The sequence below is a fragment of the Amycolatopsis saalfeldensis genome (genome assembly GCF_900110575.1).
Classification (GTDB): Bacteria; Actinomycetota; Actinomycetes; order Mycobacteriales; family Pseudonocardiaceae; genus Amycolatopsis; species Amycolatopsis saalfeldensis.
In genome coordinates this window covers 280,429-304,991 of record NZ_FOEF01000003.1, presented here as the reverse complement: position 1 = coordinate 304,991, position 24,563 = coordinate 280,429, and the positions used below count along the sequence as shown (strand labels likewise).

Annotated in this window: 26 protein-coding genes and 1 pseudogene; 8 read left to right on the top strand and 19 right to left on the bottom strand. The window is 71.8% G+C overall.

What is annotated here, in order from left to right; genetic code table 11:
• Together BMY97_RS09095 and BMY97_RS09090 are read right to left on the bottom strand one after the other, a co-directional pair.
• Window positions 1–882 (bottom strand): ABC transporter permease, encoded by an 882-nt coding sequence (locus tag BMY97_RS09095; protein ID WP_091615357.1) that lies wholly within the window; start codon window positions 880–882, stop codon window positions 1–3.
• Window positions 882–1,826 carry an ABC transporter permease gene (locus tag BMY97_RS09090; protein ID WP_091615355.1) on the bottom strand — a complete coding sequence of 315 codons (945 nt, stop codon included), beginning with the start codon at window positions 1,824–1,826 and terminating at the stop codon, window positions 882–884. Before BMY97_RS09090 ends, BMY97_RS09095 begins: the two co-directional genes overlap by 1 nt.
• Window positions 1,827–2,140: 314 nt before the next feature.
• On the opposite strand from BMY97_RS09090, the gene BMY97_RS09085 reads away from it, so the two are divergent.
• Window positions 2,141–3,388, top strand: coding sequence for a hypothetical protein (locus BMY97_RS09085; RefSeq protein ID WP_425425244.1), 1,248 nt, complete (start codon window positions 2,141–2,143; stop codon window positions 3,386–3,388).
• Window positions 3,389–3,468: 80 nt separating this feature from the next.
• On the opposite strand, the gene eno is transcribed toward BMY97_RS09085, so the two are convergent.
• The 3 genes from eno to BMY97_RS09070 form a co-directional block, all read right to left on the bottom strand.
• Complete coding sequence (gene eno / locus BMY97_RS09080) at window positions 3,469–4,752, bottom strand: phosphopyruvate hydratase (protein ID WP_091615349.1); 1,284 nt, start codon at window positions 4,750–4,752, stop codon at window positions 3,469–3,471.
• A gap of 96 nt (window positions 4,753–4,848) precedes the next feature.
• Window positions 4,849–5,547, bottom strand: a complete 699-nt coding sequence (locus BMY97_RS09075; protein WP_091615348.1) for an HAD family hydrolase — start codon at window positions 5,545–5,547, stop codon at window positions 4,849–4,851.
• A 90-nt stretch (window positions 5,548–5,637) separates the two neighbouring features.
• Complete coding sequence (locus BMY97_RS09070; RefSeq protein WP_218156731.1) at window positions 5,638–6,666, bottom strand: glycoside hydrolase family 130 protein; 1,029 nt, start codon at window positions 6,664–6,666, stop codon at window positions 5,638–5,640.
• A gap of 252 nt (window positions 6,667–6,918) precedes the next feature.
• Here BMY97_RS09070 and BMY97_RS09065 point away from each other — a divergent pair, with 252 nt between their 5' ends.
• Together BMY97_RS09065 and BMY97_RS09060 are read left to right on the top strand one after the other, a co-directional pair.
• Window positions 6,919–8,478, top strand: coding sequence for a purple acid phosphatase family protein (locus BMY97_RS09065; RefSeq protein WP_091615345.1), 1,560 nt, complete (start codon window positions 6,919–6,921; stop codon window positions 8,476–8,478).
• Window positions 8,479–8,638: 160 nt separating this feature from the next.
• Window positions 8,639–9,859, top strand: a complete 1,221-nt coding sequence (locus BMY97_RS09060) for a cytochrome P450 family protein (protein WP_091615342.1) — start codon at window positions 8,639–8,641, stop codon at window positions 9,857–9,859.
• Here the strand turns inward: BMY97_RS09060 and BMY97_RS09055 are convergent.
• The 3 genes from BMY97_RS09055 to BMY97_RS09045 are packed head-to-tail and all read right to left on the bottom strand — an operon-like array spanning window position 9,819 to window position 11,995.
• Window positions 9,819–10,469 carry a GNAT family N-acetyltransferase gene (locus BMY97_RS09055; RefSeq protein WP_091615339.1) on the bottom strand — a complete coding sequence of 217 codons (651 nt, stop codon included), beginning with the start codon at window positions 10,467–10,469 and terminating at the stop codon, window positions 9,819–9,821. The two genes, BMY97_RS09060 and BMY97_RS09055, sit on opposite strands and share 41 nt — an antisense overlap.
• 3 nt (window positions 10,470–10,472) lie before the next feature.
• Window positions 10,473–10,865, bottom strand: coding sequence for a PPOX class F420-dependent oxidoreductase (locus BMY97_RS09050; protein WP_091615336.1), 393 nt, complete (start codon window positions 10,863–10,865; stop codon window positions 10,473–10,475).
• 35 nt (window positions 10,866–10,900) lie between these two features.
• Window positions 10,901–11,995 carry a CaiB/BaiF CoA transferase family protein gene (locus BMY97_RS09045; protein ID WP_091615334.1) on the bottom strand — a complete coding sequence of 365 codons (1,095 nt, stop codon included), beginning with the start codon at window positions 11,993–11,995 and terminating at the stop codon, window positions 10,901–10,903.
• A gap of 138 nt (window positions 11,996–12,133) precedes the next feature.
• On the opposite strand from BMY97_RS09045, the pseudogene BMY97_RS09040 reads away from it, so the two are divergent.
• Window positions 12,134–12,569 (top strand): annotated as a pseudogene (locus tag BMY97_RS09040) (integrase core domain-containing protein); the annotation flags it as partial.
• A gap of 15 nt (window positions 12,570–12,584) precedes the next feature.
• On the opposite strand, the gene BMY97_RS09035 reads toward BMY97_RS09040, so the two are convergent.
• Complete coding sequence (locus tag BMY97_RS09035; protein ID WP_091616235.1) at window positions 12,585–13,349, bottom strand: oxidoreductase; 765 nt, start codon at window positions 13,347–13,349, stop codon at window positions 12,585–12,587.
• A gap of 80 nt (window positions 13,350–13,429) precedes the next feature.
• Between BMY97_RS09035 and BMY97_RS09030 the strand changes: the two genes are divergently transcribed.
• On the top strand, window positions 13,430–14,143 hold the full coding sequence (locus BMY97_RS09030) for a TetR/AcrR family transcriptional regulator (RefSeq protein ID WP_218156729.1): 714 nt from the start codon (window positions 13,430–13,432) through the stop codon (window positions 14,141–14,143).
• On the top strand, window positions 14,091–14,288 hold the full coding sequence (locus tag BMY97_RS09025; protein WP_091615329.1) for an antitoxin: 198 nt from the start codon (window positions 14,091–14,093) through the stop codon (window positions 14,286–14,288). Before BMY97_RS09030 ends, BMY97_RS09025 begins: the two co-directional genes overlap by 53 nt.
• 83 nt (window positions 14,289–14,371) lie before the next feature.
• On the opposite strand, the gene BMY97_RS46940 is transcribed toward BMY97_RS09025, so the two are convergent.
• From BMY97_RS46940 to BMY97_RS09000, 5 genes are all read right to left on the bottom strand, one after another.
• Window positions 14,372–14,530 (bottom strand): hypothetical protein, encoded by a 159-nt coding sequence (locus BMY97_RS46940; protein ID WP_177231244.1) that lies wholly within the window; start codon window positions 14,528–14,530, stop codon window positions 14,372–14,374.
• A gap of 245 nt (window positions 14,531–14,775) precedes the next feature.
• Window positions 14,776–15,450, bottom strand: a complete 675-nt coding sequence (locus tag BMY97_RS09015) for a GntR family transcriptional regulator (protein ID WP_091615326.1) — start codon at window positions 15,448–15,450, stop codon at window positions 14,776–14,778.
• Window positions 15,447–16,355: an ornithine cyclodeaminase family protein gene (locus tag BMY97_RS09010; protein ID WP_218156728.1), complete on the bottom strand. Its 909-nt coding sequence runs from the start codon at window positions 16,353–16,355 to the stop codon at window positions 15,447–15,449. Before BMY97_RS09010 ends, BMY97_RS09015 begins: the two co-directional genes overlap by 4 nt.
• Entirely contained in the window at window positions 16,352–17,353 is a 1,002-nt protein-coding gene (locus BMY97_RS09005) for a proline racemase family protein (RefSeq protein WP_091615323.1), read from the bottom strand. Before BMY97_RS09005 ends, BMY97_RS09010 begins: the two co-directional genes overlap by 4 nt.
• A gap of 3 nt (window positions 17,354–17,356) precedes the next feature.
• Window positions 17,357–18,265 (bottom strand): dihydrodipicolinate synthase family protein, encoded by a 909-nt coding sequence (locus BMY97_RS09000; RefSeq protein WP_091615319.1) that lies wholly within the window; start codon window positions 18,263–18,265, stop codon window positions 17,357–17,359.
• A 126-nt stretch (window positions 18,266–18,391) separates the two neighbouring features.
• On the opposite strand from BMY97_RS09000, the gene BMY97_RS08995 reads away from it, so the two are divergent.
• A complete protein-coding gene (locus BMY97_RS08995) occupies window positions 18,392–19,816 on the top strand; it encodes an MFS transporter (protein ID WP_245787234.1) in 1,425 nt (474 codons plus the stop codon).
• Window positions 19,813–21,039 carry a metal-dependent hydrolase family protein gene (locus BMY97_RS08990; RefSeq protein WP_091615316.1) on the top strand — a complete coding sequence of 409 codons (1,227 nt, stop codon included), beginning with the start codon at window positions 19,813–19,815 and terminating at the stop codon, window positions 21,037–21,039. The genes BMY97_RS08995 and BMY97_RS08990 overlap by 4 nt, the downstream gene beginning before the upstream one ends.
• Here BMY97_RS08990 and BMY97_RS08985 read toward each other — a convergent pair.
• From BMY97_RS08985 to BMY97_RS08965, 5 genes are read right to left on the bottom strand one after another with little or no spacing between them, the layout of a single operon-like run.
• Complete coding sequence (locus BMY97_RS08985) at window positions 21,005–21,448, bottom strand: aconitase X swivel domain-containing protein (RefSeq protein ID WP_218156727.1); 444 nt, start codon at window positions 21,446–21,448, stop codon at window positions 21,005–21,007. The two genes, BMY97_RS08990 and BMY97_RS08985, sit on opposite strands and share 35 nt — an antisense overlap.
• Window positions 21,436–22,701 carry an aconitase X gene (locus BMY97_RS08980; protein WP_091615310.1) on the bottom strand — a complete coding sequence of 422 codons (1,266 nt, stop codon included), beginning with the start codon at window positions 22,699–22,701 and terminating at the stop codon, window positions 21,436–21,438. Before BMY97_RS08980 ends, BMY97_RS08985 begins: the two co-directional genes overlap by 13 nt.
• On the bottom strand, window positions 22,694–22,912 hold the full coding sequence (locus tag BMY97_RS08975; protein ID WP_091615307.1) for an aconitase X: 219 nt from the start codon (window positions 22,910–22,912) through the stop codon (window positions 22,694–22,696). The genes BMY97_RS08980 and BMY97_RS08975 overlap by 8 nt, the downstream gene beginning before the upstream one ends.
• Window positions 22,905–24,281, bottom strand: a complete 1,377-nt coding sequence (locus tag BMY97_RS08970) for an FAD/NAD(P)-dependent oxidoreductase (protein WP_091615304.1) — start codon at window positions 24,279–24,281, stop codon at window positions 22,905–22,907. Before BMY97_RS08970 ends, BMY97_RS08975 begins: the two co-directional genes overlap by 8 nt.
• Window positions 24,265–24,531 (bottom strand): (2Fe-2S)-binding protein, encoded by a 267-nt coding sequence (locus tag BMY97_RS08965; protein WP_245787233.1) that lies wholly within the window; start codon window positions 24,529–24,531, stop codon window positions 24,265–24,267. Before BMY97_RS08965 ends, BMY97_RS08970 begins: the two co-directional genes overlap by 17 nt.
• Between the last annotated feature and the right edge of the window lie 32 nt (window positions 24,532–24,563).

Here is a 24,563-nt window from a genome sequence, read left to right as displayed (position 1 = left end):
TCACCGCCTCCGCAGCCGCACTTCGAGCGCGTCGCGCAGGGCGTCGCCGAGCAGGTTGAACGCGACCACCACGAGCATGATCGCGATGCCCGGCGGGAGGATCATCCACCAGTAGCCGTTCTGCACGAACTCCGTGCCGTTGGAGAGCATGTTGCCCCAGTCCGCGTGCGGCGGGGCGATGCCGAGGCCGAGGTAGCTCAGCGACGCGACCAGCAGGATCGCGTCGGCCACCTGGAAGGTCGCGTTGACCACGATGGTGCCGATGGCGTTCGGCATGATGTGCCGCAGCACCACCCGGCGGCTCCCGCCGCCCATCATCCGCACCGCCTGCACGTACTCGCGCGTGCGCAGCGAGAGCGTCTCGCCGCGCACGAGCCGCGCCGGGCTCAGCCACGCGCCGAACGACACCACCAGGATCAGCAGGCTGACCGTCGGGGTGAAGATCGCCGCCAGGATCAGCAGCAGGAACAGGGTCGGGATGGCCAGCAGGGTGTCGACCACCCGCATCATCACCGCGTCCACGAACCCGCCGACGTAGCCGGCGATCGCGCCCCACAGCGTGCCGAACACCGTCGCGATCACGGCCGCCGCCACGCCGATCTCCAGGGAGGACCGGCCGCCCTCCATCAGCCGGCCGAGCTCGTCGTAGCCGACGTCGTCGGTGCCCAGCGGATGGCCCGCGCCCGGCGGCTGGTTGGCCCCGGAGAGGTTCGTGGCCACCTGCTCGGTGTGGTACACCAGCGGGCCGAGGAAGCAGAAGAGCAGGAACAGGACGATCAGCACCAGCCCGGCCACCGCGAGGCGGTTCTCCCGGAACGCCCGCAGCGTCATCCGGGCCGCCGAGCGCGGCGGGTTCTTCAGGTCGGAAACCTCGGTGGTCATCAGTACTTCACCCTCGGGTCGAGCACGGCGTAGCCGATGTCCGCCAGCAGCGAGCCCGCCACGGTCGCGAGCGCGACCACGAGCCCGATGCCCAGCAGCAGCGGGTAGTCGTGCACCTGCGCGCCCTGGATGAACGTGAAGCCCATGCCCGGGTAGTTGAACACCTGCTCGGTGATCAGCGCGCCCGCGAACAGCTGCGGCAGCGAAAGCCCGAGCAGCGTGACGATCGGGATCAGCGAGTTGCGCAGCACGTGGCGGGTCAGCACCTTGCCGTCGCTCGCACCGCCGGCCAGCGCCGTGCGGACGTAGTCCTGGCTCAGGTTCTCCATCACCGACGAGCGCGCGTACCGGCTGAACGAGGCGACCGTGATCAGCGCCAGCGTGAGCACCGGCAGCACGAGCGCGGGCGCCTGCGCGAGGATCTCGCCGATCGAGTCCCCGCTCGGCCCCAGCGGCGAGAACCACTGCAGCTGCACGGCGAACAGCAGCACCAGGATCTCGCCGAGGAAGAAGCTCGGCATCGAGTAGAACGCGAACGACAGGCCCGTCACCACGTAGTCGCCCGCGGTGTTGCGCTTGCGCGCCTGGTAGACCCCGAGCGGCACGGCGACCACCAGCGCGACCAAAGTGGACAGCGTCATGAGCAGGATCGTCTTGGGCAGGTGGTCGCCGATGACGGCCGTGACCGGCTGGTTGAGCTTGTAGGAGTAGCCGAGGTCGCCGGTCAGCACGTGGCCGGCCCAGGTCAGGAACTGCGCGGGCAGCGGCCGGTCGTAGCCGTTGTCGTGCAGGAAGGTGCTGATCTGCAGCGACGTCGCCTTCGGCCCGAGGATCGCGCGCGCCGGCCCGCCGGGCAGGAGTTGCAACAGGACGAACGTGACGACCGCGACGAGCACGACCACCACGAGCGACTGCAGGACGCGGCGCACCAGGTACCCCGCCATCACCAGCCCCCAGTTTTGTTTCCGGACCCGACGTGCCCACAACTACACCGGCGACGGCTCACCTGTCCATGACGTCCACGGAAACTGGCCCCCCGCTGTCCCGGTTCGTGATCTTCGCCCCGGCCAGGTCCCTACCTTCGGCGCTACCGGGTCCCGGACCGTCCGATGTAGACGGGGACAAGCGGAGCATTTCGTTCTTTGCGCCTTTTTCGGACATAGCCGTACATGGCCGCGGGGCGGCGTTGTACGGATCGTGTACGACCGCCGCACAGGCTTCACCGCATTCGCGTCGAACGAGTGAATGGAGAACGGTCGTGGTCGGGAATGTGATGGTCCGCCGCGCGGTCGCGGCGCTGCTGGCCGCGGGGGCGGTCACCGCCGGGAGCACGGCGTTCGCGGCGCCCGCCGGCGCCACCGGGGGCGCGCTCGCCTGGCGCGCCGACCTGTCCAAAGTGGATAGTGATGACGTCAACGTGCGGGATTCGGGCGGCGCACTCACCCTGCGTGATTCCGCCTGGCACCGAACGGACCTGATGACGGCGGGCAGCGAGGGCTACCTGATCTCGCCCGAGCAGCCGCTGGCCTCCGCGGTCAACCGCGTCACCGCGAAGGTGACCGCGGACCTGCCGGGGGGAACGGGCGTCGAGGTCGATGTCCGCGGCCGCTCCGGGCCCGGGTCCGACGACTGGACGGAGTGGACCCCGGCCGGCGCCCGGCCCGCCGCGTTCGGCCGCGCGGTGACCGTGGTCCAGACGCGAATCTCGTTGTCCAGCAAGGCCGACCGCGTCCGCCCCACGGTGCGCGAGGTCGGCCTGAGCGGCAGCCTGGCCCCCCAGGCCGAGGCGCTGGCCGCGACCACGCCGCTGACCTACACGATCTACGCCACCCGCGAAGGCCTCGTCGGCCACACCACCGCGAACGGTCACGTGATCACCAGCAACGACCACTTCGTCGCCCTGCCCTCCGGCAAGGCGACGTCGGCCAAGGGCAGCGGCACCTACAGCGTGAAGGTGTGCCGGACCGACGGCAGCCGTTGCGAGTACGCGCCGGTGTGGGACGTCGGCCCGTGGAACACCAGGGACGACTACTGGAACCCGGCCTCGGTGCGCTCGGAGTACAAGGACCTGCCGCAGGGCCAGCCGGAGGCGTACGCCGCCTACCACAACGGCTACAACAACAAGAAGGACGACCTCGGCTACACCGTCGGCAACCCCGCGGGCATCGACCTGGCCGACGGCACCTTCGGCAGCGGCGTGGGCCTGGGCGACAACGGGAACGTGAAGGTCACCTACCTGTGGACGGGCACCTCGGCCGCCTCCGGCACCGTCAGCACCGCCGGCGACCCGGTGAACGTCCGGGCGAGCGCCAGCACCTCGGCCGCCGTCAAGGGCCTCGCCGCGAACTACGCCAAGGTCCCCATCGAGTGCTACGTCAACGGCGACTCGGTCACCGGCAAACTCGGCACCAGCACGATCTGGGACCGCATCGGCGCGGGGAACTACATCTCCGACACTTACGTGCAAACGGGATCCGACCAGCCGGTCGCACCGCTCTGCTCCTAGGGGTTTGCTCGCTGCCCGGCAACCGAAACCGGCGGGGTCCACGAGCGGGACCCCGCCGGCGCGGGCGATCTGCGAGCAGGTCAGCGCTGGCCGCGGATGGTGGCGCGGGCGGCGTAACGGGCCTCGGTGCCCAGCTCCTCCTCGATGCGGATCAGCTGGTTGTACTTGGCCGTGCGGTCCGAACGCGACAGTGAGCCGGTCTTGATCTGGCCGCAGTTGGTGGCCACGGCGAGGTCGGCGATGGCGGTGTCCTCGGTCTCGCCCGAGCGGTGCGAGAGGACCGCCGAGTAACCCGCCTTGTGCGCGGTCTCGACCGCGTCGAGCGTCTCGGTGAGGGTGCCGATCTGGTTGACCTTGATCAGGATCGAGTTCGCGATGCCGCGTTCGATGCCGTCCTTCAGGATGTCCACGTTGGTGCAGAACAGGTCGTCGCCGACGAGCTGCACGCGGTCGCCGATGCCGTCGGTGAGCTGCTTCCAGCCGGCGTAGTCGTCCTGGGCCAGGCCGTCCTCGATGGAGACGATCGGGAACCGCGTGGTCAGCTCGGTGAGGTAGGCGACGTGCTCCTCGACGCTGCGCTTGCGGCCCTCGCCGGTGTAGTCGTAGACCCCGTCGGTGTAGAACTCCGACGCCGCCGGGTCCAGCAGCAGCGCGATGTCCTCGCCCGGGGTGTAGCCGGTCTGCTCGATGGCGCGCACGACGAACTCGAGCGCCTCGTCGGCCGAGCCCAGCTGGGGCGCGAAGCCGCCCTCGTCGCCGACGTTGGTGTTGTGGCCCGCCTCGTGCAGCGACTTGCGCAGGGTGTGGAAGACCTCGGAGCCCATGCGCACGGCGTCGGCGAACGTCTCGGCGCCGACCGGGCCGATCATGAACTCCTGGAAGTCGATCGGGTTGTCGGCGTGCGCGCCGCCGTTGATGATGTTCATCATCGGCATCGGCAGCAGGTGCGCGAAAACGCCGCCGACGTAGCGGTACAGCGGCAGGGCGCTGGCGGCCGCGGCGGCCTTCACCACGGCGAGCGAGACGCCGAGCGTGGCGTTCGCGCCGAGGCGGGCCTTGTTGGCGGTGCCGTCGAGCGCGATCAGGGCGCGGTCGACGTCGGCCTGAGCTTCGGCGTCCATGCCCACGACGGCTTCGGCGATCTCGGTGTTCACGGCGTCGACGGCCTTGCGCACGCCCTTGCCGTGGAACCGCTTCTTGTCGCCGTCACGCAGTTCGACGGCCTCACGGGTACCGGTGGAGGCGCCGGAGGGCACCGCCGCCCGGCCGACGGACCCGTCGGCCAGCACCACGTCCACCTCGACGGTCGGGTTCCCGCGGCTGTCGAGCACCTCACGGCCCTTGACCCGGACGATGGCAGTCATTTCGCTCCTCGGAAGTCGGCGCCGGAGCGCCTTCGACACAACCGTGGGCACTGCGGCAACAGGCGGCACCACGGTGAGCCGCGAATCACGGCGAGGCTAGCAGAGATCCACTGAATCGATCCCGACCTCCGTCCGGCGAATCCGGCCGCAACGCCAGCCACGCACCCAGTCGAGCAGCCTCGGGTCGCGCAGGGAGCCGATGACGAGGTCCGCCGGCAACTCCAGGTGCGCCAGCGTCGGCACCGCGATGACCGGGACGCCGGCCGCGCGCGCCGATCGCACCCCCGTCATGGAGTCCTCGAACGCGACCGCCTTGCCCGGCACCACGTCCAGCGCGGCACAGGCGGCGAGGTACAGGTCCGGCGCCGGCTTGGTCTCGGCAACTTCGTCCGCGGCGACGCTGACCTCGACACTGAAGCCGCCACGGGCCAGCGCCGTGTCGAGGAGCGCGCGCGGGGAGTTGCTGGCCACGGCGAACGGAACCCGCTCCGCGACCAGGTCCACCAGCTCACGCGCTCCGGGCAACGCTTCGGCCCGGGCGGCGACCACCTCGGCGACGCGCTCCAGCAGCTCGGCCGCGAGGGCGTCGCCGGCACCCGGCTCCCCGAACGCCTCCGCCATCGCCGCGCCCGCCGCGGGCAGGGACTTCCCGATCACCAACGCCTTTTGCGCCGGCCCGAACGGCAGCCCGCGGCGCGCGAACAACTCGGTCTCGGCGACCGTCCAGCACGGTTCGGTGTCCATCAGCAGGCCGTCGCAGTCGAAGACCACCGCGCGGGGAGCCGTCGTCCACATGCTCAGAAGGCCGAGTTCGAACGGGCGTGCTCGAGCAGCGCCGGCATCAGGTCGTTCCCCAGGTTCATGCCACCGATCCAAGCACGGCCGCTACGGCGCCGTCGCCACTCCGAGCACCGAATCCGCCATGCCGTAGTACAGGAACCAGCGGTCGTGGAACCGGACCAGGCCCTCGCTGAACGTCACGTGGTTCACCTGGCCGTTCTGCTCGTCGTCCGCCGTGGGGTAGATGAACGGCCGCTCCAGCCGGGCGACCGCCTTCGTCGGGTCGGCCGGGTCGATCAGCAGCTGGCCGCCGGAGTACTGCCCCTTCGGATAGCCGCCGTTGCCGTCCGAGCGGCCGTTGTAGGCCAGGACGAGGTGTCCGCCGGGCCCGGCGACCGGCGGCGGGCCCGGCTCGATGAGCGACCCCTCCCAGGGGAACACCGGCCGGGCGACCGGATCGTCGTTGCCGGGCGTCTCCCAGGTGATCAGGTCCTTCGACCGGGCCCAGAAGATGTTCGACTCGCCGAAGTACATCCAGTACCAGCCCTGCATCGGCGTCGCCGCGATCGTGCCGGACTTGTTCCACGGCTTCGCGCCGTGGCCGGGATCGCGCAGGTCGGGGAACAGCGGCGGATGCTTGGTCCAGTTCCGGAGGTCCTTCGAGGTGGCCAAGCACAGCAGCGCGCTGGTGTGGTCGTAGCCGGTATAGGTCATGTAATAGGTGTCGCCGACGCGCACCACCCGCGGATCCTCGCACCCGCCCGGCAGCTCCCACGGCTCGCTCGGCGTCAGCACCGGATCGGGCAGCCGGGTGAAAGTGATTCCGTCATCGCTGAACGCCAGCCCGATGCTGGAGGTTTTCGCCGCGTCCTGCGCCCGGTAGAACAACGCGACGCGATTGCCGACGACGATCGCACAAGGGTTGTACAGGTAGGCGGATTCCCAGGCGTGGGCCGGATCGGGGCGCAGGATGGGGTTCTGCTTGCTTTTCGTGAACGGCCCGAGCGGGAACGTCGCCTCGCGCGCCGGCGCCGCGCCGGCCGGACCGGCGGTGGCGAACGTGGTCGCCGCCGCGCCGGCGGCTCCGGCCAGCAAGGCCCGGCGGCCGATCGGGAAACCCTTCGCACTGTCCACGAAATACCTCCGCAATCGCCGTTCCCCGGTTCGGATTGCCGATAAAATCAGCACCTCCGCCGAATACCCTTACGAGCTTCGGTGCGGATATCCGGAATAGTCAACCGCCGCCAAGGGCGGGGAATCGGACAGAAAACAGGACACCGTCCGGCCCAGTGGCGCGGCGGACTTCACGCGGGCGACAGTTCGCGTTCACCGCCGCGTCGGGAAACGCGCATACGTTCGCTTCGCGCCGAAGCCGAGGAGGCCCCGTTGTCCGAGAGCAGCAAACACACCGTCACCCGCCGTGGTGCGCTCGGCCTGCTGGGGGCCGGGGCGGCCGCCCCGCTGCTCGGCAGCGGCATCGCCGACGCGGCCCCGCAGAGCGCCGCGTTCGTGCCCTCCATCGGCACCGGCGCGACGCCCGTGCAGGGCCTGCACCTGACCTTCGGCCGGGACCCGGCCCGTCAGATGGTGGTCTCGTGGATCACCGACGGCTCGGTCGCCCGGCCGCGGGTGCTCTACGGCACGCTCGACGGCGGCTTCGGCGCGATCGCGCCGGCCGACACCCGCACCTACGTCGACGGCACGTCCGGGCGGACGGTGTGGGTCCACCACGCCGAGCTGGACCGGCTGCGGCCGGGCACCGAGTACATCTACGCCGCCCAGCACGACGGCGCGACGCCGGACGCGGGCACGTTCCGCACCGCGCCGTCGGGCCGCTCGGCCTTCACCTTCACCAGCTTCGGCGACCAGTCCGCGCCGCAGGTGACCTGGAACGCCGCGGGCGGCGTCGGCCTCGACGCGAACTCGACCCCGGCAACCAAGGACATCGTCACCGGCATCGAGACCGTCGCGCCGCTGTTCCACCTGCTCAACGGCGACCTCTGCTACGCGAACCTCGACCTCGACCGCGTGCGCACCTGGAACAACTTCTTCACCAACAACACCCGCTCGGCGCGGTACCGGCCGTGGATGCCCGCCGCGGGCAACCACGAGATCGAGAAGCAGAACGGCGCCCTCGGCCTCGGCGCGTACCAGGCCTACTTCCAGCTGCCCTCCACCGAGACCGACGCCGAGCTGGCCGGGCTCTGGTACGGCTTCACCGTCGGCGCGGTGCGCGTGATCGTGCTGCAGAACGACGACAACTGCCTGCAGGACGGCGGCGACGTCTACGTCAACGGCTACTCCGGCGGCCGTCAGCTCGCCTGGCTGAAGAAGGAGCTGGCCGCGGCCCGCGCGTCACGCGACATCGACTGGATCGTGGTCGCGATGCACCAGGTGATGATCAGCACCTCCGACGCCAACGGCGCCGACCTCGGCCTGCGCGAGAAGTACGGGCCCCTGTTCGACGCGTACGGCGTGGACCTGGTGCTGTGCGGGCACGAGCACGACTACGAGCGCTCCCTCGCCGTGCGCGGCGTGGTTTCCGGCAGCGAGACGCTCACGCCGAACCCGGTCTCGACGGCCACCGACAACATCGACGCGACGCACGGCACCGTGCACATGATCCTGGGCGGCGGCGGGGTCTCGGGCACCACGAACGGCAGCTTCTTCAAGGACGGCACGGGAAAGGTGCTCACCGCCGTCTCCGCGAAGGCCGATCCGGGCACCGGCAAGCGCGTGCCGACCTACGTCCGCGAGCAGGCCGTGTGGAGCGCGGTGCGGGACCTGGACCACCCGTACGGCTTCGCCGCCTTCACCGTCGACCCGGGCCGCCACCGCGGCGACACGACGACCATGCACGTCACCTACTACAACGTGAACAAGCCGAGCGGGGAGCTTTCGGTGTTCGAGCGGTTTTCCCTGCACCGGCGCCGCGCCGACGGCTGAGCGGCGTCAACCCCTTTCCCCGCTCCCGATCTTCGACCCCTGGACCCGCGGGGGCCGGGCCGGTCGCGCGCTACAGTTCCGGTCGGATTTCACCGGCGTCGCACTACTTCCCCCATTTGTCCATTGTGGACGCGCCGGTGGCCGGTCAGGAGAGCCGCCGATGCAGTACACCGCCCCGCCCTTCGTCCTCGACCCGACCGCGCGCGACGTTCACGGCGAAGGGGCCCGGCTCCGCGAACACGGCCCGGTCACGCAGGTCGAGCTGCCCGGCGGGGTGCTCGCCTGGGCGGTCACGGGCCAGCACGCGCTCAGGACGCTGCTCGCCGACCCGCGGGTGTCGAAGGACGCGCGGCGGCATTGGCCGCCGTACCGCGCGGGTGAGATCTCCGACGACTGGCCGCTGCACATCTGGGTGTCGGTGCAGAACATGTTCACCGCCTACGGCACCGAGCACCTGCGGCTGCGCTCCTTGGTGCAGAAGGCTTTCACCCCGGCGCGGATCGAGCGGCTCCGCCCGTGGATCGCCGGGATCGCCGCGGGCCTGCTCGACGGGCTGGCGGCCGGCCCCACCGCGACCGACCTGCGCGAGCGCTACTGCTACCCGCTGCCGATCGAGGTGATCTGCCAGCTGGTGGGGGTGCCGGACACCGCACGGCCGGGGCTGCGCGCCGCCGTCCGGGGCATGTTCGACACCTCGGCGACCGCCGCGGAGGCGACCGCCAACGTCGAGGCGCTGTACGCGCTGCTGGCCGATTTCGTGGCGCTCCGGCGCGCCGAACCGGGCGACGACCTGGCCACCGTGCTCATCTCCGCCCGCGACGAGGACGGCGCGCAGCTGACCGAAACCGAGCTCGTCGACACCCTGATCCTGATGATCACGGCCGGCCACGAGACCACCGTCAACCTGCTCGACCACTCCGTCGCCGCGCTGCTCGGCCATCCCGCGCAGCTGCGGCTGGTGCTCGACGGCGAGCGCTCGTGGGGCGACGCCGTGGACGAGGTGCTGCGCTGGCAGTCCCCGGTTTCGCACCTGCCGCTGCGGTTCGCGGTCGCCGACATCGAGCTGGGCGCCACGACGATCCGCGAGGGCGACGCGATCCTGGCTTCACTCGGCATCGCCGGGCGCGACGAGGACCGGTACGGCCCGGACGCCGGCCGGTTCGACATCACCCGCTCGGACAAGGCGTCGCTGGCGTTCGGCCACGGCGTGCACTACTGCCTGGGCGCGCCGCTGGCCCGGATGGAAGTGGAAATCGCCTTGCCCGCGCTGTTCTCCCGCTTCCCGCGGCTGACGCTGGACGTGACGCCGGACGAGCTGGTGCCGCTGGCGTCGTTCATCGTCAACGGGCATCAGGCGTTGCCGGTGCGGCTGCACGGGTGAGTGTCCTCGCGACGGAGCGGGTGACCACCCAGCGGTGCGGCGAAATCGGCCGGGTGCGGGTGAAGCCGTGGTTCTCGAACACGGCCATCGGCCCGGTGTGCAGGAACGAGCCCGCCACCGTGCGGTCGTCGGTCTCCTCGGGGTAGCCCTCGACCGTGCCGCCGCCCCGGCGCGCGATCTCGGCCAGCGCCCCGCCGAGCGCGGTGTCGGCAACCCCGCGGCCGCGCCGGCCTTTGCCGGTGAAGAAGCAGGTGACGCGCCAGTCCGGCAGGGTGATCAGGTCTTTCTCGTACCGGCGGCGGCTCTTGACCTCCGGCAGCTCCTCCGGGGCGCCGAACTGGCACCAGCCAAGGCATTCCTCGCCGTCGAACACCAGCGCGGCGTGCGTGCGCCCCTCGGCGACGCGCTGCTGTTTCTCCGCCCGGTTCTGCGCCGCCGTGCGGCCCTGGCCCAGCTTCACGTGGAAGCCGAGGCACCAGCAGCCGCCCCACACGCCGTTGTTCGCCTCGACCAGCCGCGCGAACGCGGGCCAGGTGGCCGGGTCCAGGGGGCGGACGGACAGGGGCCCTGCCGTTTCCGGCGGGCCTGCCGTGCTCGGGGTCGCGGCCATGGCTCAGCCCGTCGTGCCGATCCGGTCGGCCTCGATGCGCAGCAGGAGGCGGACCTGGCCGGGCCCGCCGTACGAGGCGTAGGGCTTGCCGGTGTAGCGGTGGGCGAGCTTCTCGATGTGCTCGGCGGCGCCGTCGGCGGTGATGTCCAGTACCCGGCCGCGGACGCGGTAGTAGCGGAACGGGTTCGCGCTGTCGACGATGTTGAGCGCCACCCGGGGGTCGCGCTGGACGTTGAAGACCTTCTGGTGCCCCTGGACGGTGTTGACCAGCACGTGCTTGCCGTCGGTGTCGACCCAGGTCTGGGTCAGCTGGGGCGAGCCGTCGGGCATCGTCGTGGCGAGGAAGCACAGGCTGGGCTGCTCCAGCAGGGCGCGGAGGCCGTCGGGAAGGTCCATGCGCACCACGCTAGCCCGGGTCCGGCAGTGCCCGCTCAGACGCCCCAGTCATCGAGGACCGCTTCGGTGTCGGCTCCCGGTTTCGGCGGCGGCGTGGGCAGATCCGGTGCGGTGCGGGAGAAACGGGGCGCCGGGGCGGGCTGGAGGACGCCGTCGATTTCGATCAGGCCGTTGCGGGACGCGATGTGCGGGTGCGCGGCGGCCTCGTCCGGCGCGAGCACCGGGGTGACGCAGGAGTCGACTTCGCCGAACACCTCCGTCCACTCGTCGCGGGTGCGGGCCAGGAACGCCTTGGTGAAGGTGGCGCGCAGGGCCGGCCAGCCCGCGCGGTCCAGTTGCGGCGGCAGCGACGCCGGGTCCAGTTCGAGGCCGGCGAGCAGCGCCGCGTAGAACTGCGGTTCCAGCGAGCCGACCGCGACGTACCGGCCGTCCGCGCACACGTAGGTGTCGTAGAAGGGCGCGCCGCCGTCGAGGAGGTTGCTGCCGCGCTCGTCGGACCACGAGCCGAGGCCGCGCAACGCCCACATCATCTGCGCGAGCACGCCGGCGCCGTCGACCATCGCGGCGTCGACGACCTGGCCGAGCCCGGTGCGCTCGCGTTCCCACAGCGCGGAAAGCACCCCGGTGAGCAGGAACATCGAGCCGCCGCCGAAGTCGCCGACGAGGTTCAGCGGCGGCACCGGCCGCTCGCCCGCGCGGCCGATCGTGTGCAGCACCCCGATCAGCCCGACGTAGTTGATGTCGTGCCCGGCGCGCTTGGCGAGCGGCCCTTCCTGGCCCCACCCGGTCATCCGGCCGTAGACCAGCCGCGGGTTGCGGGCGAAGCAGTCGTCCGGCCCGACCCCGAGCCGCTCGGTGACCCCCGGGCGCAGCCCCTCCACCAGCACGTCCGCCTTCTCCGCGAGCCGGAGCACCAGCTCGCGCCCCTCGGCCGTCTTCAGGTCCGCGGCGACGGACCGGCGGCCGCGCAGCAACGGATCGGGCTTGCCCCCGCTGAGGTCGAGCGCGCCCGCCGGCCGCTCCACCCGCACGACGTCCGCGCCGAGGTCCGCCAGCACCATGCACGCATGCGGCCCCGGCCCGATCCCGGCCAGCTCCACGACCTTCAGCCCGCTCAGCGGTCCCGCCACGTGCCCTCCTCCGCTCCGATGCCCGACGGGGCGACGATACCCAGTACCCGGCTAGGTGTATTTGGTCAGGACGTTGGTGGCAGGTGGTGGTGTGGTTGACGTGGGGAGAGCCTCCGGGTGGGTGTGGTGCGTCCAGGACCGCGACTGGCGACGCTCGACCCCATGACCGGCGAGGTGATCCGAGCCAGCAAGACCACCGCAGTGCGCTATGAACGGGACCGGCCAGGCGAACTGGTCCGCATGGACGTCAAGAAGATCGGCCGCAGTCCCGACGGCGGCGGCCGGCGAGCCCATGGCCGTGTGAACCGGGAAGCCACCCGTGACCGCAGCGTCAAAGTCGGGTTCGACTCTGTCCACTCCCTGGTCGACGATCACAGCCGGCTGGCCTACTCCGAGATCCTCCCCGACGAGAAGGAACAGACCTGCGCTGCTTTCCTCACCCGGGCGATCACCTAAGGCGTTCACCAGCAACACCGAACGCACAGCAGCCCTTGCACCCCGGCTCGAGCACTACAACACTCAACACCGCCACAGCGCACTCGGCGACCACCCACCAGCCGACTGCCATCAACCTGATGGCCAAATACACCTAGGTCGTGGGAATGATGCCGCCGTCAACGCGGAATTGGGCTCCTGTCAGCCATTTCGCGCGCGCCGAAGCGAGAAAGGCGATGAGTTCGGCGGCGTCTTCGGGGTCGCCGGGGCGGCCCATCGGCACGTTCAGGTGCTCGACGACCTGGCGGGTCTGCTCCTCGAGGGTGATTCCCTGCCGGTCCGCGAACTGCCGCAGGTGCGAGAGCGCGCCCTGCGTCGCGATGAATCCGGGCAGGACGCACACCACTCGCACGCCGTGGGGGCCGACTTCGGCGGCCAGGGTGCGGCTGTAGGCGTTGAGCGCGGCCTTCGCCGCCGCGTACGAGGCCTCCTGGTTCTGCGGCAGCCGGCTCGCGATCGAGGACACGTGCACGACCACCCCGGTGCCGCGCTCGACCATGCCGGGCACCAGCTCCCGGTCCAGGCGGACCGCGCTGAGCAGGTTCGCGTCGAGGTCGGCCAGCCAGGCCTCGTCGGTGCGGTCCAGGGTCGCGGCCGGGCCGGTGGCCGCCGCCGCGTTGTCGACCAGGACGTCGATGCCGCCGACCTCGTCGAGCACCCGCCGGGCCAGCGCCGCGGCGCCGGCCGGGGTGCCGAGGTCGCCGGGGATGAAGGTGGCGGGCACCGGCTCGGCCGGCGCGTTCCGGGCGACGGCCAGCACCGTCGCCCCCGATTCCGCGAACCGCCGGACGGCCGCCGCCCCCAGGCCCCGGCTCCCGCCGGTCACCAGTACCCGCTTGCCCGCCAGTCCGTCGTCCATGAGCATGGCCTCTCCGCTAAGGTGAACGTACCTCCGGAAATATACGGAGGGTGGTTCACCTTTGGTGCCGGGAGGGATCTTTGTCACGTCCGTTGCGGGCCGACGCCCGCCGCAACCGGGAAGCGCTGCTCACCGTCGCCCGGGAGGCTTTCGCGGCCGGTGAGGCGGACATCCGCGTCGAGGAGATCGCCAAGCGCGCCGGGGTGTCGGTCGGCACGCTCTACCGGCACTTCGACACGCGCGACGCGGTCGTCGAGGAGGTCTACCGGCAGGAGGTCACCGAAGTCTGCGACAGTGCGCGACAGCTGCTCGAGGACCTGGAACCACGCGCCGCGCTCGCGGAATACCTCCGGCGGGTGGTCGAGCACGCCGCCGTCAGCAAGGGCATGGCCGCCGCGCTGGAGAGCATCATGGCGACCGACTCCCCCGTGTTCACCGGCGGCCGGGAGCAGCTCAGCGACGCGCTGGACCTGCTGCTCGAACGAGGCGCGGAAACCGGCGTGATCCGCGGCGACATCACCGGGCGGACGGTGCTGCGCGCGCTGGGCGGAATCTGCGGCGCCCGCACCTATCCCGGCTGGCACGAGGAGGCCTTCCGCATCACCGATCTGCTCGTCGACGGCCTCACGGCGGTGACCCGCCCCGTCTCACCCGATCCGGCGAACCCCGGGCCGGGCCCGCTTCCCGTGGGTACCCGGCAAGAGTCCACGCAGGATTCCGGCACGACGAGAGGAGCGGAACATGGACGGCTTGTTCGACAAGGCGAAGGAAAAGATCCAGGAGTTCGCCGGTAGCAACTCCGACAAGGTCGGCGAGGGCGTCGACAAGGCCGCGCAGTTCGCCGACGAGAAGACCGGCGGCAAGCACGGCGACCAGATCAACCAGGGCGCCGACAAGCTCAAGGAACACTTCAACGGCGGCGACCAGCAGCAGCAGTAGGCCGTTCCGCGGCGAAGGCCTCCGCACCACTTCGGACGGTGCGGAGGCCTTCGCCGGGTCCGATCAGGATTTCCGCGCGGTGCTCAGCAGATGCTCCTCCGGCTGGTGAGGCGCACGGGGCCGGGGAAGTCGACCGGCAAGTCCTCGATGTCGTACGGCACCGTGATCAAGGAGAGCCGCCCGCCCGGCACCAGCCACCGCGCGATCGAGGCGAGCACGCCTTCGGTGTCCGCGCGCGGCATCTGCAGGAACGGGAAAAACCCTGGAGGAAATCCGCGCCGGGCCGCTGCCGATGTCCAGGACCCGCGCGTGCTCCGCCAGCAGCTCTCGCACCGCCGCGTCGACCACCGGCGGACGGCCGAACGCCGCCTCGTAGCCGGCCCCGACCTCGTCGAACAGCTCCGCGGCGGTGACCGCCCGGTCCGCTCCCATCACGTGCTCCCCTCGCCGGACGAGGAACCCGGTCCAGCCAACCACGCCGGGGCGGTCAGCGGGCCCAGATGCCGCGCACGTGCCGGATGTGGCGGTCCATCAGCGCCTCGGCGCCGGCCGCGTCGCGGGCCTCGATGAGGTCCAGCAGCTCGGCGTGCTCGGCCGAGGAGGGGATCAGCTCGTCGCGCTCGGCGAGGCTGCGCAAGCCGTAGATGCGAGACCGGGCCCGCAGCGCGCGCACGGTCTCGACCAGGTGCGGGTTGCCCGCCTGCTCCAGCAGCCGCAGGTGGAACTGCATGTCCGTGGCGACGTGCGCGATGAGGTCGTGCTCGGCGGCCGCGCGCTCGATGCCCAGCGCCAGCGGGCGCAGCTCGGCGATCACCGCCGGGTCGACGCCGGTCTCGGCGAGGCGGCGGACCGTGGGCACCTCGATCAGGGCGCGGAGCTCGGACAGGTCGTCGAGGTCCTTTTCGGACGGTTCGGTGACCCGGAACCCCTTGTTGCGCACCGTGTCGATCAGGCCTTCCTTGACCAGGTCGAGCATCGCCTCGCGGACCGGGGTGGCCGAGACGCCGAACTGGGCGGCCAGGCTCGGCGCGGAATGCACCTCACCGGCCCGCAGCTCGCCGGAGATCACCGCCGCGCGCAGCGTCTGCGTGATCTTCTCGCGCAGGTTCCGCTGGACGCCGAACGAGGGCAGCGCGAGCGGCTGGTGGCCGTCCATCGTCATCGTCGGTCCCCCCTGGCGGTTTCGTGCCGCTTCGCGGCGACCACCAGATCCTCCCACGCCATGCCCACGCTCTTGAACAGCCGGGGCCGCCCCGCGGGCACGTCGGCCTTCCCCCGCACGAGATCCGGCAGCGTCCGCAGCGCGTCCGGCCCGATCGCGCCGGACCGCAGGGCCAAAACCACGTCGCCGGCCTCGCGCAGCGCGGCGGCCCGCGCCTCGACGACCACAATGGAGCGCCGCACCGTGACGTCGTCGACCTCCCGGGCGTCGGGCTCGTGCGAGCCGACCGCGACGACCGTCGTGTGGTCCGGCAGCAGCGAGCCGTCGAACAGCGGGGTACGGGCGGTGGTGCAGCAGGCGACGAGGTCAGCGCCCGCGACGTCCGCGGCCGTGCCCACCCGGGCGTCCAGGTCCCGGTAGCCCGCCACGAACTCCTTGGTACGGCCCGGATCGCGGGCGACCACGACCAGCTCCCGCACCGGCCGGACCGCGCGCAGGGCCTCGACGTGGCTGTGGGCCTGCGGCCCGGTGCCGAACACGACGAGCCGCGCGGCGTCCGGCTCCGCGAGGGCGTCGGCCGCGACCGCCGACACCGCCGCGGTGCGGACCGAGGTCAGCGCGACCGCGTCCAGCAGCGCGAGCGGGCTGAGCGTCGGCCCGTCGAGCAACAGGTAGCCGCCCTGGATCCGCGGCAGGCCCAGCGCCGGGTTGCCGGGCGCGACGGAGGCGACCTTGACCCCGGCGTAACGGCCCCAGTACGCGGGCATGAGCAGCAGCTGCCCCGGCGGCACCTCGGCCACCGACCGCGGCGGGTCCTGCTCCGGGTCGAGTCCTTCCAGCAGGGCCGCGCGCACGGCGTCGATCGCGTCCCGCATCGGCGGCGCCCCGGCCACGCAGTCGATCACAGCTGGAATCCCGCCGGGAACGGGTCGTCCGGGTCGAGCCAGTACTGAGCCGTGCCGGTCAGCCAGGCCCGGCCGGTGATCTTCGGGACCACCGCCGGGATCCCGCCGACCGAGGTTTGTTCGACCAGCCGCCCGAGGAAGTGCGTGCCGATGAACGACTCGTTGCGGAACTCGGTGTCCAGCGGCAGTTCACCACGCGCATGCAGCTGCGCCATCCGCGCGCTGGTGCCGGTGCCGCACGGCGAGCGGTCGAACCAGCCGGGGTGGATGGCCATCGCGTGCCGCGAGTGCCGGGCCGTCGAGCCGGGCGCGGCGAGGTAGACGTGGTGGCAGCCGGAGATCTCCGGGTTCACCGGGTGGGCCGGGCGGTCCTGCCCGGTCACGGCGTCCATGATGGACAGCCCGGCGTCGAGCAGCCGCTGCTTTTCCTTGTGCTCGAACGGGATGCCCAGCTCGGCCAGCTGGACGATGGCGTAGAAGTTGCCGCCGAAGGCCAGGTCGTACCGCACGCGGCCGAGCCCCGGCACGTCCACCTCGCGGTCCAGCCCGACCGAGAACGACGGCACGTTCCGGATCGTCACCGCGCGCGCGGCGCCGTCGGCCACCTCGACCTCGGCGACCACCAGCCCGGCCGGGGTGTCGAGCCGGATCGTGGTGACCGGCTCGGTCACCGCCACCATGCCGGTCTCGACCAGCACCGTGGCCACGCCGATGGTGCCGTGCCCGCACATCGGCAGGCAGCCGGAGACCTCGATGAACAGCACGCCCCAGTCGGCGTCCGGCCGGGTCGGGGGCTGCAGGATGGCGCCGCTCATGGCCGAATGGCCGCGCGGCTCGTACATCAGCAGCTGCCGAATGTGGTCCAGGTGCTCGACGAAGTACTGGCGCCGCTCGAACATCGTGGCCCCCGGCACGACGCCGACGCCGCCGGTGATCACCCGCGTCGGCATGCCCTCGGTGTGGGAGTCGACGGCGTGGAACAGCCGCTTGGCGCGCATGGTCTAGGAAAGCCCTTCCTCGAGTGCCCGCTCGGTCGCCTGCCGGACGGCCTTCTCCTGCTCGGGCGTCAGCGGCACGCGCGGCTGGCGGCACGGACCGCCGTAACGGCCGGCGATGTCCATGCTCAGCTTGATCGCCTGGACGAACTCGGTCCGGGAATCCCAGCGCAGCAACGGATGCAGCAGCCGGTACAGCGGCACCGCCTTCGCCAGGTCGCCGGCCGCGGCCGCGGCCCACAGCTCGGTGGTGGCCTTCGGGAACGCGTTGGGGTAGCCCGCGACCCAGCCGGGCGCCCCGGCGACGGCCAGCTCCAGCAGCACGTCGTCGGCACCGCACAGCACGTCGAGGCCCGGCGCCAGCTCGGCGATCCGGTACGGGCGGCGCACGTCGCCGGAGAACTCCTTGACCGCCGTGATCAGGCCTTCGGCGTACAGCTCGGCCAGCAGCTCGGGGACCAGGTCGACCTTGGTGTCGAACGGGTTGTTGTAGGCCACGACCGGCAGGCCGGCCTTGGCGACCTCGCGGTAGTGCGCGAGCACCGCGCGCTCGTCGGCGCGGTAGGAATTGGGCGGCAGCAGCATCACCGCGGGGCAGCCCAGCTCGGCCGCGTTCTCGGCCCAGCGCCGCGCCTCGGCCGCGCCGTACGCGGCGACCCCGGGCATCACGGTGAACCCCTGCGGTGCCGCGTCGACCGCGGTGCGCACCACCCGCGTCCGCTCCTCGACGCTCAGGGTCTGGTACTCCCCCAGCGAACCGTTCGGCGTCACGCCGTCACAGCCGTTCGCCGCCAGCCACGCGACGTGCTCGGCGTAGGCGTCGAAGTCCGCGGTCAGCGCGCCGGACTCCGGGCCGCGCAGTGGAAGGGCCGTCGCGACCAGCACCCCGTGCCACGGCTTTTCGCGCCCCGTCATGAGACCTCCAGGTTTCCGATGTTACCCAGCGTTGACGACCAGAACCTCAATCGGCAAAACTCATCGTGTCATGTGCCATGTGACATTGTACAGTGGCCTGACCTCGTTCACGCCGATGGAGGCACCATGACCGAGACGACCGGCGAGACCCCGAAGCTGACCTCGCACCTGATGGCGGCCCGGCTCGAACGCCTGCCTGTTTCCCGATTCCACTACAAGCTGCTGTTCGCCGGCGGCCTCGGCTACACCTTCGACGCGATGGACGGCGCGATCGTCGCGTTCATCCTCCCCTCGGTCACCAAGGAATGGGGGCTGTCCAGCGGGGCGACCGGCATCCTGGGCAGCAGCCTGCTGATCGGGTTCCTGTTCGGCGCGCTCGGCGCCGGCATCCTGGGCGACAAGATCGGCCGGCGCGCGGTGATGGTCAGCGCGCTGGTCATCTACGCCGCCGCCAGCCTGGTCGCGGCGGCCGCGCCGAACTTCGCGGTGCTGTTCCTCGCCCGCGTGGTGGCGGGCATGGGGACCGGCGCGGAGAGCGCGATCATCGCGCCGTACCTCTCGGAGTTCGTGCCCTCACGCGTGCGCGGGCGCTACATCGGCTCCCTGGCCGGGTTTTTCGCGTTCGGCTATGTCTTCGCGAGCCTGCTCGGCTACTTCGTGGTGAGCGACGTGCCGCACGGCTGGCGCTGGGTCCAGGTGCTCACCGCGGTGCCGATCCTGATGCTGCTGTGGTGGCGCCGGTCGCTGCCGGAGTCGCCGCGGTTCCTGCACGTCCACGGCCGGGTCGACGAGGCCGAACGCGTGGTGGCCGACATCGAACGGCAGGTGAGCGCGCGCGTCGGGCCGCTGCCCACGCCGCAGCCGTCCACCCAGGCCGAGGAGGTGCACGTCTCGTCGGGCCGGGTCGCGGACAACCTCAAGGCGCTGTTCTCGGGCGGGCTGCGCAAGACCACGATCACCTCGTGGGTCTACTGGTTCGTCGCGATCTTCACCTACTACGGGTTCTTCACCTGGATCCCGTCGCTGCTGGTGAAGCAGGGTTTCGACATATCGAAGAGCTTCCTGTTCTCCATCCTGATCTACCTGGCCCAGATCCCCGGCTATTACTCGGCGGCGTTCGTCAGCGAGCGGATCGAGCGCAAGTGGACGATCGTGATCTACCTGGCCGGCGGCGCCGTCGGGGCGCTGGGGCTGGCGTTCTCGGGCACCAGCACGCAGATCCTGGTCTGGGGCATCGTGCTGTCGTTTTTCATGAACGGCAACGCGGCGCTCGAATACTCCTACACCTCGGAGATCTACCCGACGATGATCCGGACCACCGGGCTCGGCGTCGCCTCGGCCGTCGGCCGGATCGGCGGGATCACCGCGCCCATCGTGATCGGCTTCTCCTACGGCAACGTGGGTTTCGGCGGCGTGTTCACCATGCTGCTGGTCCTGCTCGTGCTCGGGGCGGTGGTGGTGGCCGTGTTCGGCCAGCGCACCACCGGCCGGTCGCTGGAGAGCATCGGCCAGGAGACGATCAAGTCCCCCACCCCTGGAGGTAACGCATGAACGCCGACCTCGTGCTCCGGCACGCGACCGTCGTCGACCCGGTGAGCGAAACGGTGTCGGCCGGCCGGGCCGTCCGGATCGCCGCCGGGCGGATCACGGAGGTGGCGGCCGACCCCGGCGGCCCGGCCGGCGCGGACGAGTTCGACGCGACCGGGCTGTTCGCCGTGCCGGGCCTGATCGACTGCCACGTGCACGTGACCGCCGTGAGCGCGGACCTGGGCTCGGTCGCCGACCGTTCCCCCGCGTACGTGACGGCCCAGGCCTCGCACCTGCTCGGGGACATGCTCGCGCGCGGCTTCACGAGCGTGCGAGACGTCGGCGGCGCGGACTTCGGGCTGGCCGCCGCCGTCGAGCAGGGCCTGTTCGCCGGGCCGCGGATCTTCTTCGGCGGCAAGGCGCTTTCGCAGACGGGTGGTCACGGCGACCTGCGCCCCGCGGGCCGCGACGTCCACGACCAGCATTACGCGGTCCCCGGCCTGGGCCGCGTGTGCGACGGCGTCGACGAGGTGCGCCGCGCCGCCCGCGACGAGATCCGCCGCGGCGCGCACCACCTGAAGCTCATGCTGTCGGGCGGCTGCGCCAGCCACACCGACCGTGTCGACTCACTGCAGTTCTCCGACGAGGAGGTGCGCGCGATCGTCGACGAGGCTGCCGCGGCGAACCTCTACACAGCCGGCCACGCGTACACCGCCGAGGCCGTCAACCGCGGCCTGGAACTCGGCGTCCGCACCATCGAGCACGGCAATCTGCTGGACGCGACGTCGATCGAATTGTTCTTGCGCCACAACGCTTTTTACGTGCCGACGCTGGTGACCTACCAGGCGCTGCTGGAGCAGAGCCGCTCACTCGGGTTCACCGAGGAGCAGTACGCGAAGGTCCTGAAGGTCAGCGAGAACGGGTTCGAGGCCCTGCGGCTCGCCGACGCGGCGGGCGTCCGGATCGCCTACGGCAGCGACCTGCTGGGCGCCATGCAGTCCCGGCAATCGGAGGAGTTTTCCTTACGCGGCAAGGTCCAGTCGCCCGGCGCGGTGCTGCGCTCGGCCACCACGGTCGCGGCGGAGCTGCTGCGCCAGGAGGGTTCGCTGGGCGTGCTGGCCCCGGGCGCGCACGGCGATGTCGTGCTGATCCGCGGGAATCCACTGGACGATCTTGACATCCTGGCCGACCCCGCGGCCGGGGTTGCGGCCGTCATCCAGACGGGCGAAGTGCGGCTGCGGCGGTGATCATGGCCCGCTCCGGTCCGGCCACGATCGTCACCGGGCCGGAGCGGGCGCACAGCCGGTCGTAGTCCTCTGTGGACAGTACGACGATCGGCAGCCGGTGGCCGTACAGCTCCGCGGCGACCCACGCGCCGAGCATCAGGATCGCGTCGGGTTCGGTGAGGACCAGTGCCGCGGGGCCGGTGCCGGACCGGATCTGCTCGGCCAGCACCGAGGACGACGAACTCGACCCCCGCGCCTTCGGCAGCACGAGCACCCGCCCGGTGACCACGGCGCCCCGCTGCGGGTGATGCTCGTCGACAATCCGCCCGGTCGGGTCGGTGCCGCCCCAGAAGGACAGCGGCGCGTCGAGGACCAGCGGGATTCCGGTGGCCTCGCCGGGGAAGACGGTGCGGCCGATCAGCTCGCCCACAGTGCCTCGTCCCGGACGAGGTGGCCGGCGCGGGCCGAGGCGACGCATTCGGCCATCGAGCCGAGTGTGACGGCCACACCGATGTTGCCGGGCGCGTACCAGGCCCACTTGCCGGAATTCGTCATCGCGGTGCGGACGTCCGTGTCGAGCACCGGGGTGATGTAGCTGCAGGTGTCCACCACGATCCGGGCGCCGGCTGCGCGCGCGGTTTCCGCGTAGCCGAGCCGTTCGGCCTCCGCGAGCACCGCGCGGCTGGTCGTCACCCAGGCTCGCACGTCGGGGTGGAACGGCGGGCCGTCACCGAGCAGGCCGGCCAGCTGCTCGAACTCGGTGACCGAAAAGTGCGGTGTGCCAAGGCAAAGCGCGTCGATTCCGCCGCCGCGCGCGGTGGTCAGCTCGTCGCGGATCACGCGCAGGTCCGCGGCGGCGACCTCGTGGACCGGGAGGTCCGCCGTGGCCACCGCTGAAAGTGACGGCGCCTCCGGGGTCACGCCCACGACGTGGAACAGGCCCACTCCCCCGCTGGAGGCGGCCGCGGCGCCGAACGCCTTCAGCCGGTCCTCGGTCACGCCGTCCGGCACCCCGGTGAGCACCGGCACGCCACTGCCCGCGACGCGCCCGGCGAGGTGGCCGAGCACTCCCCAGGCGGCGTCCTCGGCGAGCAGCCGCCGTGACAGGCCCGCGCAGTCGAGCCGGACCGTGGCGCGCCGGTTCGCGTCCCGGTGCAGCCCGGCGTCCGGCGCGCGGCCGGTGATGGCCGCGCCGATGTCGAGGAAGTCGCCGTACCGGTCGGTGCGGGCGCCGAGCACGGAGTTGGCGAACACGATCGCGTTGGACTCCGCCCACGCCACGTGCGTGCCGAACGACGGCCGGTGCGTGAGCTGGTACGGCGCGCAGGTCCAGGTCGGGGTGCAGCCCAGCGCGGTGTAGCCGGCCATCAGCCGGCGCGCGTTCGCGGTCGTCTCCGCGTCGGCGTGGACCAGGCCCGGATGGCGGAGGTCGAGCGAGCCGACGTTGAGCGTCGTCGGCACCGCGACCCGGCCACCCAGCTCCCCGATCCACTCGACGAAATCCAGCCCGGCCTGGCCGTGGTAAAGGCACCCGTCGACGTGGGCCGACGCCACCCGCAGCAACCGGGGCGCACCGCGAACCCGCGCAAGCGCGACGACCATCCGCAGACACAACTGCGCCGCAGGACCGTCCGCGCCGTCCAGCATCGCCTCGTCCTCTTCGGACAGTGCCAGGTCAGCCATCCGCGAGACCCCCGAGCCACTCGACGAAATCCAGCCCGGCCCGACCGTGGTAAAGACACCCATCGACGTGGGCCGACGCCACCCGCAGCAACCGGGGCGCACCGCGAACCCGCGCGAGCGCGACGACCATCCGCAGACACAACTGCGCCGCAGGACCGGCCGCGCCGTCCAGCATCGCCTCGTCCTCTTCGGACAGTGCCAGGTCAGCCATCCGCGAGATCCCCGAGCCGCACCGGCTGCGCGATCGGCCGCCCGGCTGACGCGGCGAGGTCGGCGGCCGTGGGCTCGCGGCCCTGCTCGGCGGCGGTGAGGCAGGCCGTGGCGTAACCGCAGACCCGGCCCTGGCACAGTCCCATTCCGGGGCGCGCCAACAGTTTGACGGTGCGGGCGTCCGTCGCGCCGAGGTCCGCGATGGCACCGCGGACCGTCCCGACGCTCACCTCTTCGCACCGGCAGAGCAGCGTCGGCGCGTCGAGCCAGCTCAGCCAGCCGGGCCGGAGCGGGTGCGCCGCGTGCATCGCCCCGGCGAACGCGCGGGCGGACTCGCGGCGGCGCAACAGCCGCGTGACCCGTGCCCGGTCCGGCTCGGCACCGACCGTCGTGAGCGCGGCGTGCAGCCCGGCCAGCTCACCCTCCACAAGGGACAGTTCGGCCCCGCCGACGCCGCACACCTCACCGGCCAGGTAGACGCCGGGCACGCTGGCGCGCTGCTGGCGGTCGGCCACCGCGATCAGGCTGCCGTCGGCGCCGAGCCGGGTTTCGCAGCCGAGCTGCAGGGGGATCTCCAGCTGCGGCGTGAAGCCGTAACCCACCGCGACGGTGTCGCACGCGATCTCGCGCTCGCTGCCGGCCACGATCCGCCAGTCTTCCTCGAGCGACGCGACGGTCACCGAGCGGACTTCTCCGTCGCCGTGCGCCGCGACGACCGCCGTCCGTGTCCGGTACGGAATCCTGTTGCGCACCAGGGTTTTCAGGTACCCGGCCCCCTCGGCGAGCTTGCCGGGGCTGCCGAGCACGGCTCGTGGCGAGCGGGCGAACCCGGCCGGGGAACCGGCCTCGAACACCCCCGCCACCTCGGCCCCGGCCCGCGCCAGCCCCGCGGCGACCGGCAGCAGGAACGGCCCGGTCCCGGCGACCACGACCCGGCTCCCGGCCCGTACACCGTGGCCCTTGAGCAACGCCTGCGCGCCGCCGGCCGTGAAGACGCCCGGCAGCGTCCAGCCGGGGAACGGCAGCTGACGGTCGTACGCGCCGGTCGCCACGACGAGGGCGCGGGCGCGAACCTCGCCGTGGCCGGTGTGGAGGGTGAAGCCGGCGCCGGTCCGCTCGACGTGCCAGACCGCGTGCCTGGCCAGGAAGTCCAGCCGGGGCAGGGAATCCCTCAGCCGTACCAGGGTTCGCCAGTGGTGGTGGCCGGTGCCGTCGTCGGCTTCGCGGTGGCGCCAGTACTGGCCGCCGACGCGGTCACCCGCGTCGACCAGCGCGACCCGCGCACCGGCCCGCGCGGCGGTGACGGCGGCGGCCAGACCGGCCGGGCCCGCGCCCAGCACCGCGAGGTCATACTCAGCAGGCAAGGTCACTGCGACCGGCTCCTTCCTGGGACCGCACGTCGTCGCCGGGGCGGGCTTCGGTGAGGCAGGCGCGCTCGTTCGGGCGGCCGTTGACGACCACCAGGCAGTCGAAGCACACGCCGATGCCGCAGAACACCCCGCGCGGCGCGCCGCCGTGCCGCGTCGTCCGCCACGACCGATACCCCGCGGCGATCAGCGCGGCGCCGACGCTCTGCCCCGGTTCGGCCGTGATCACCTTGCCGTCGAAGGAAAACCTCACGCCACCTCCCGTGTTCCGCGGAACGCCCGCAC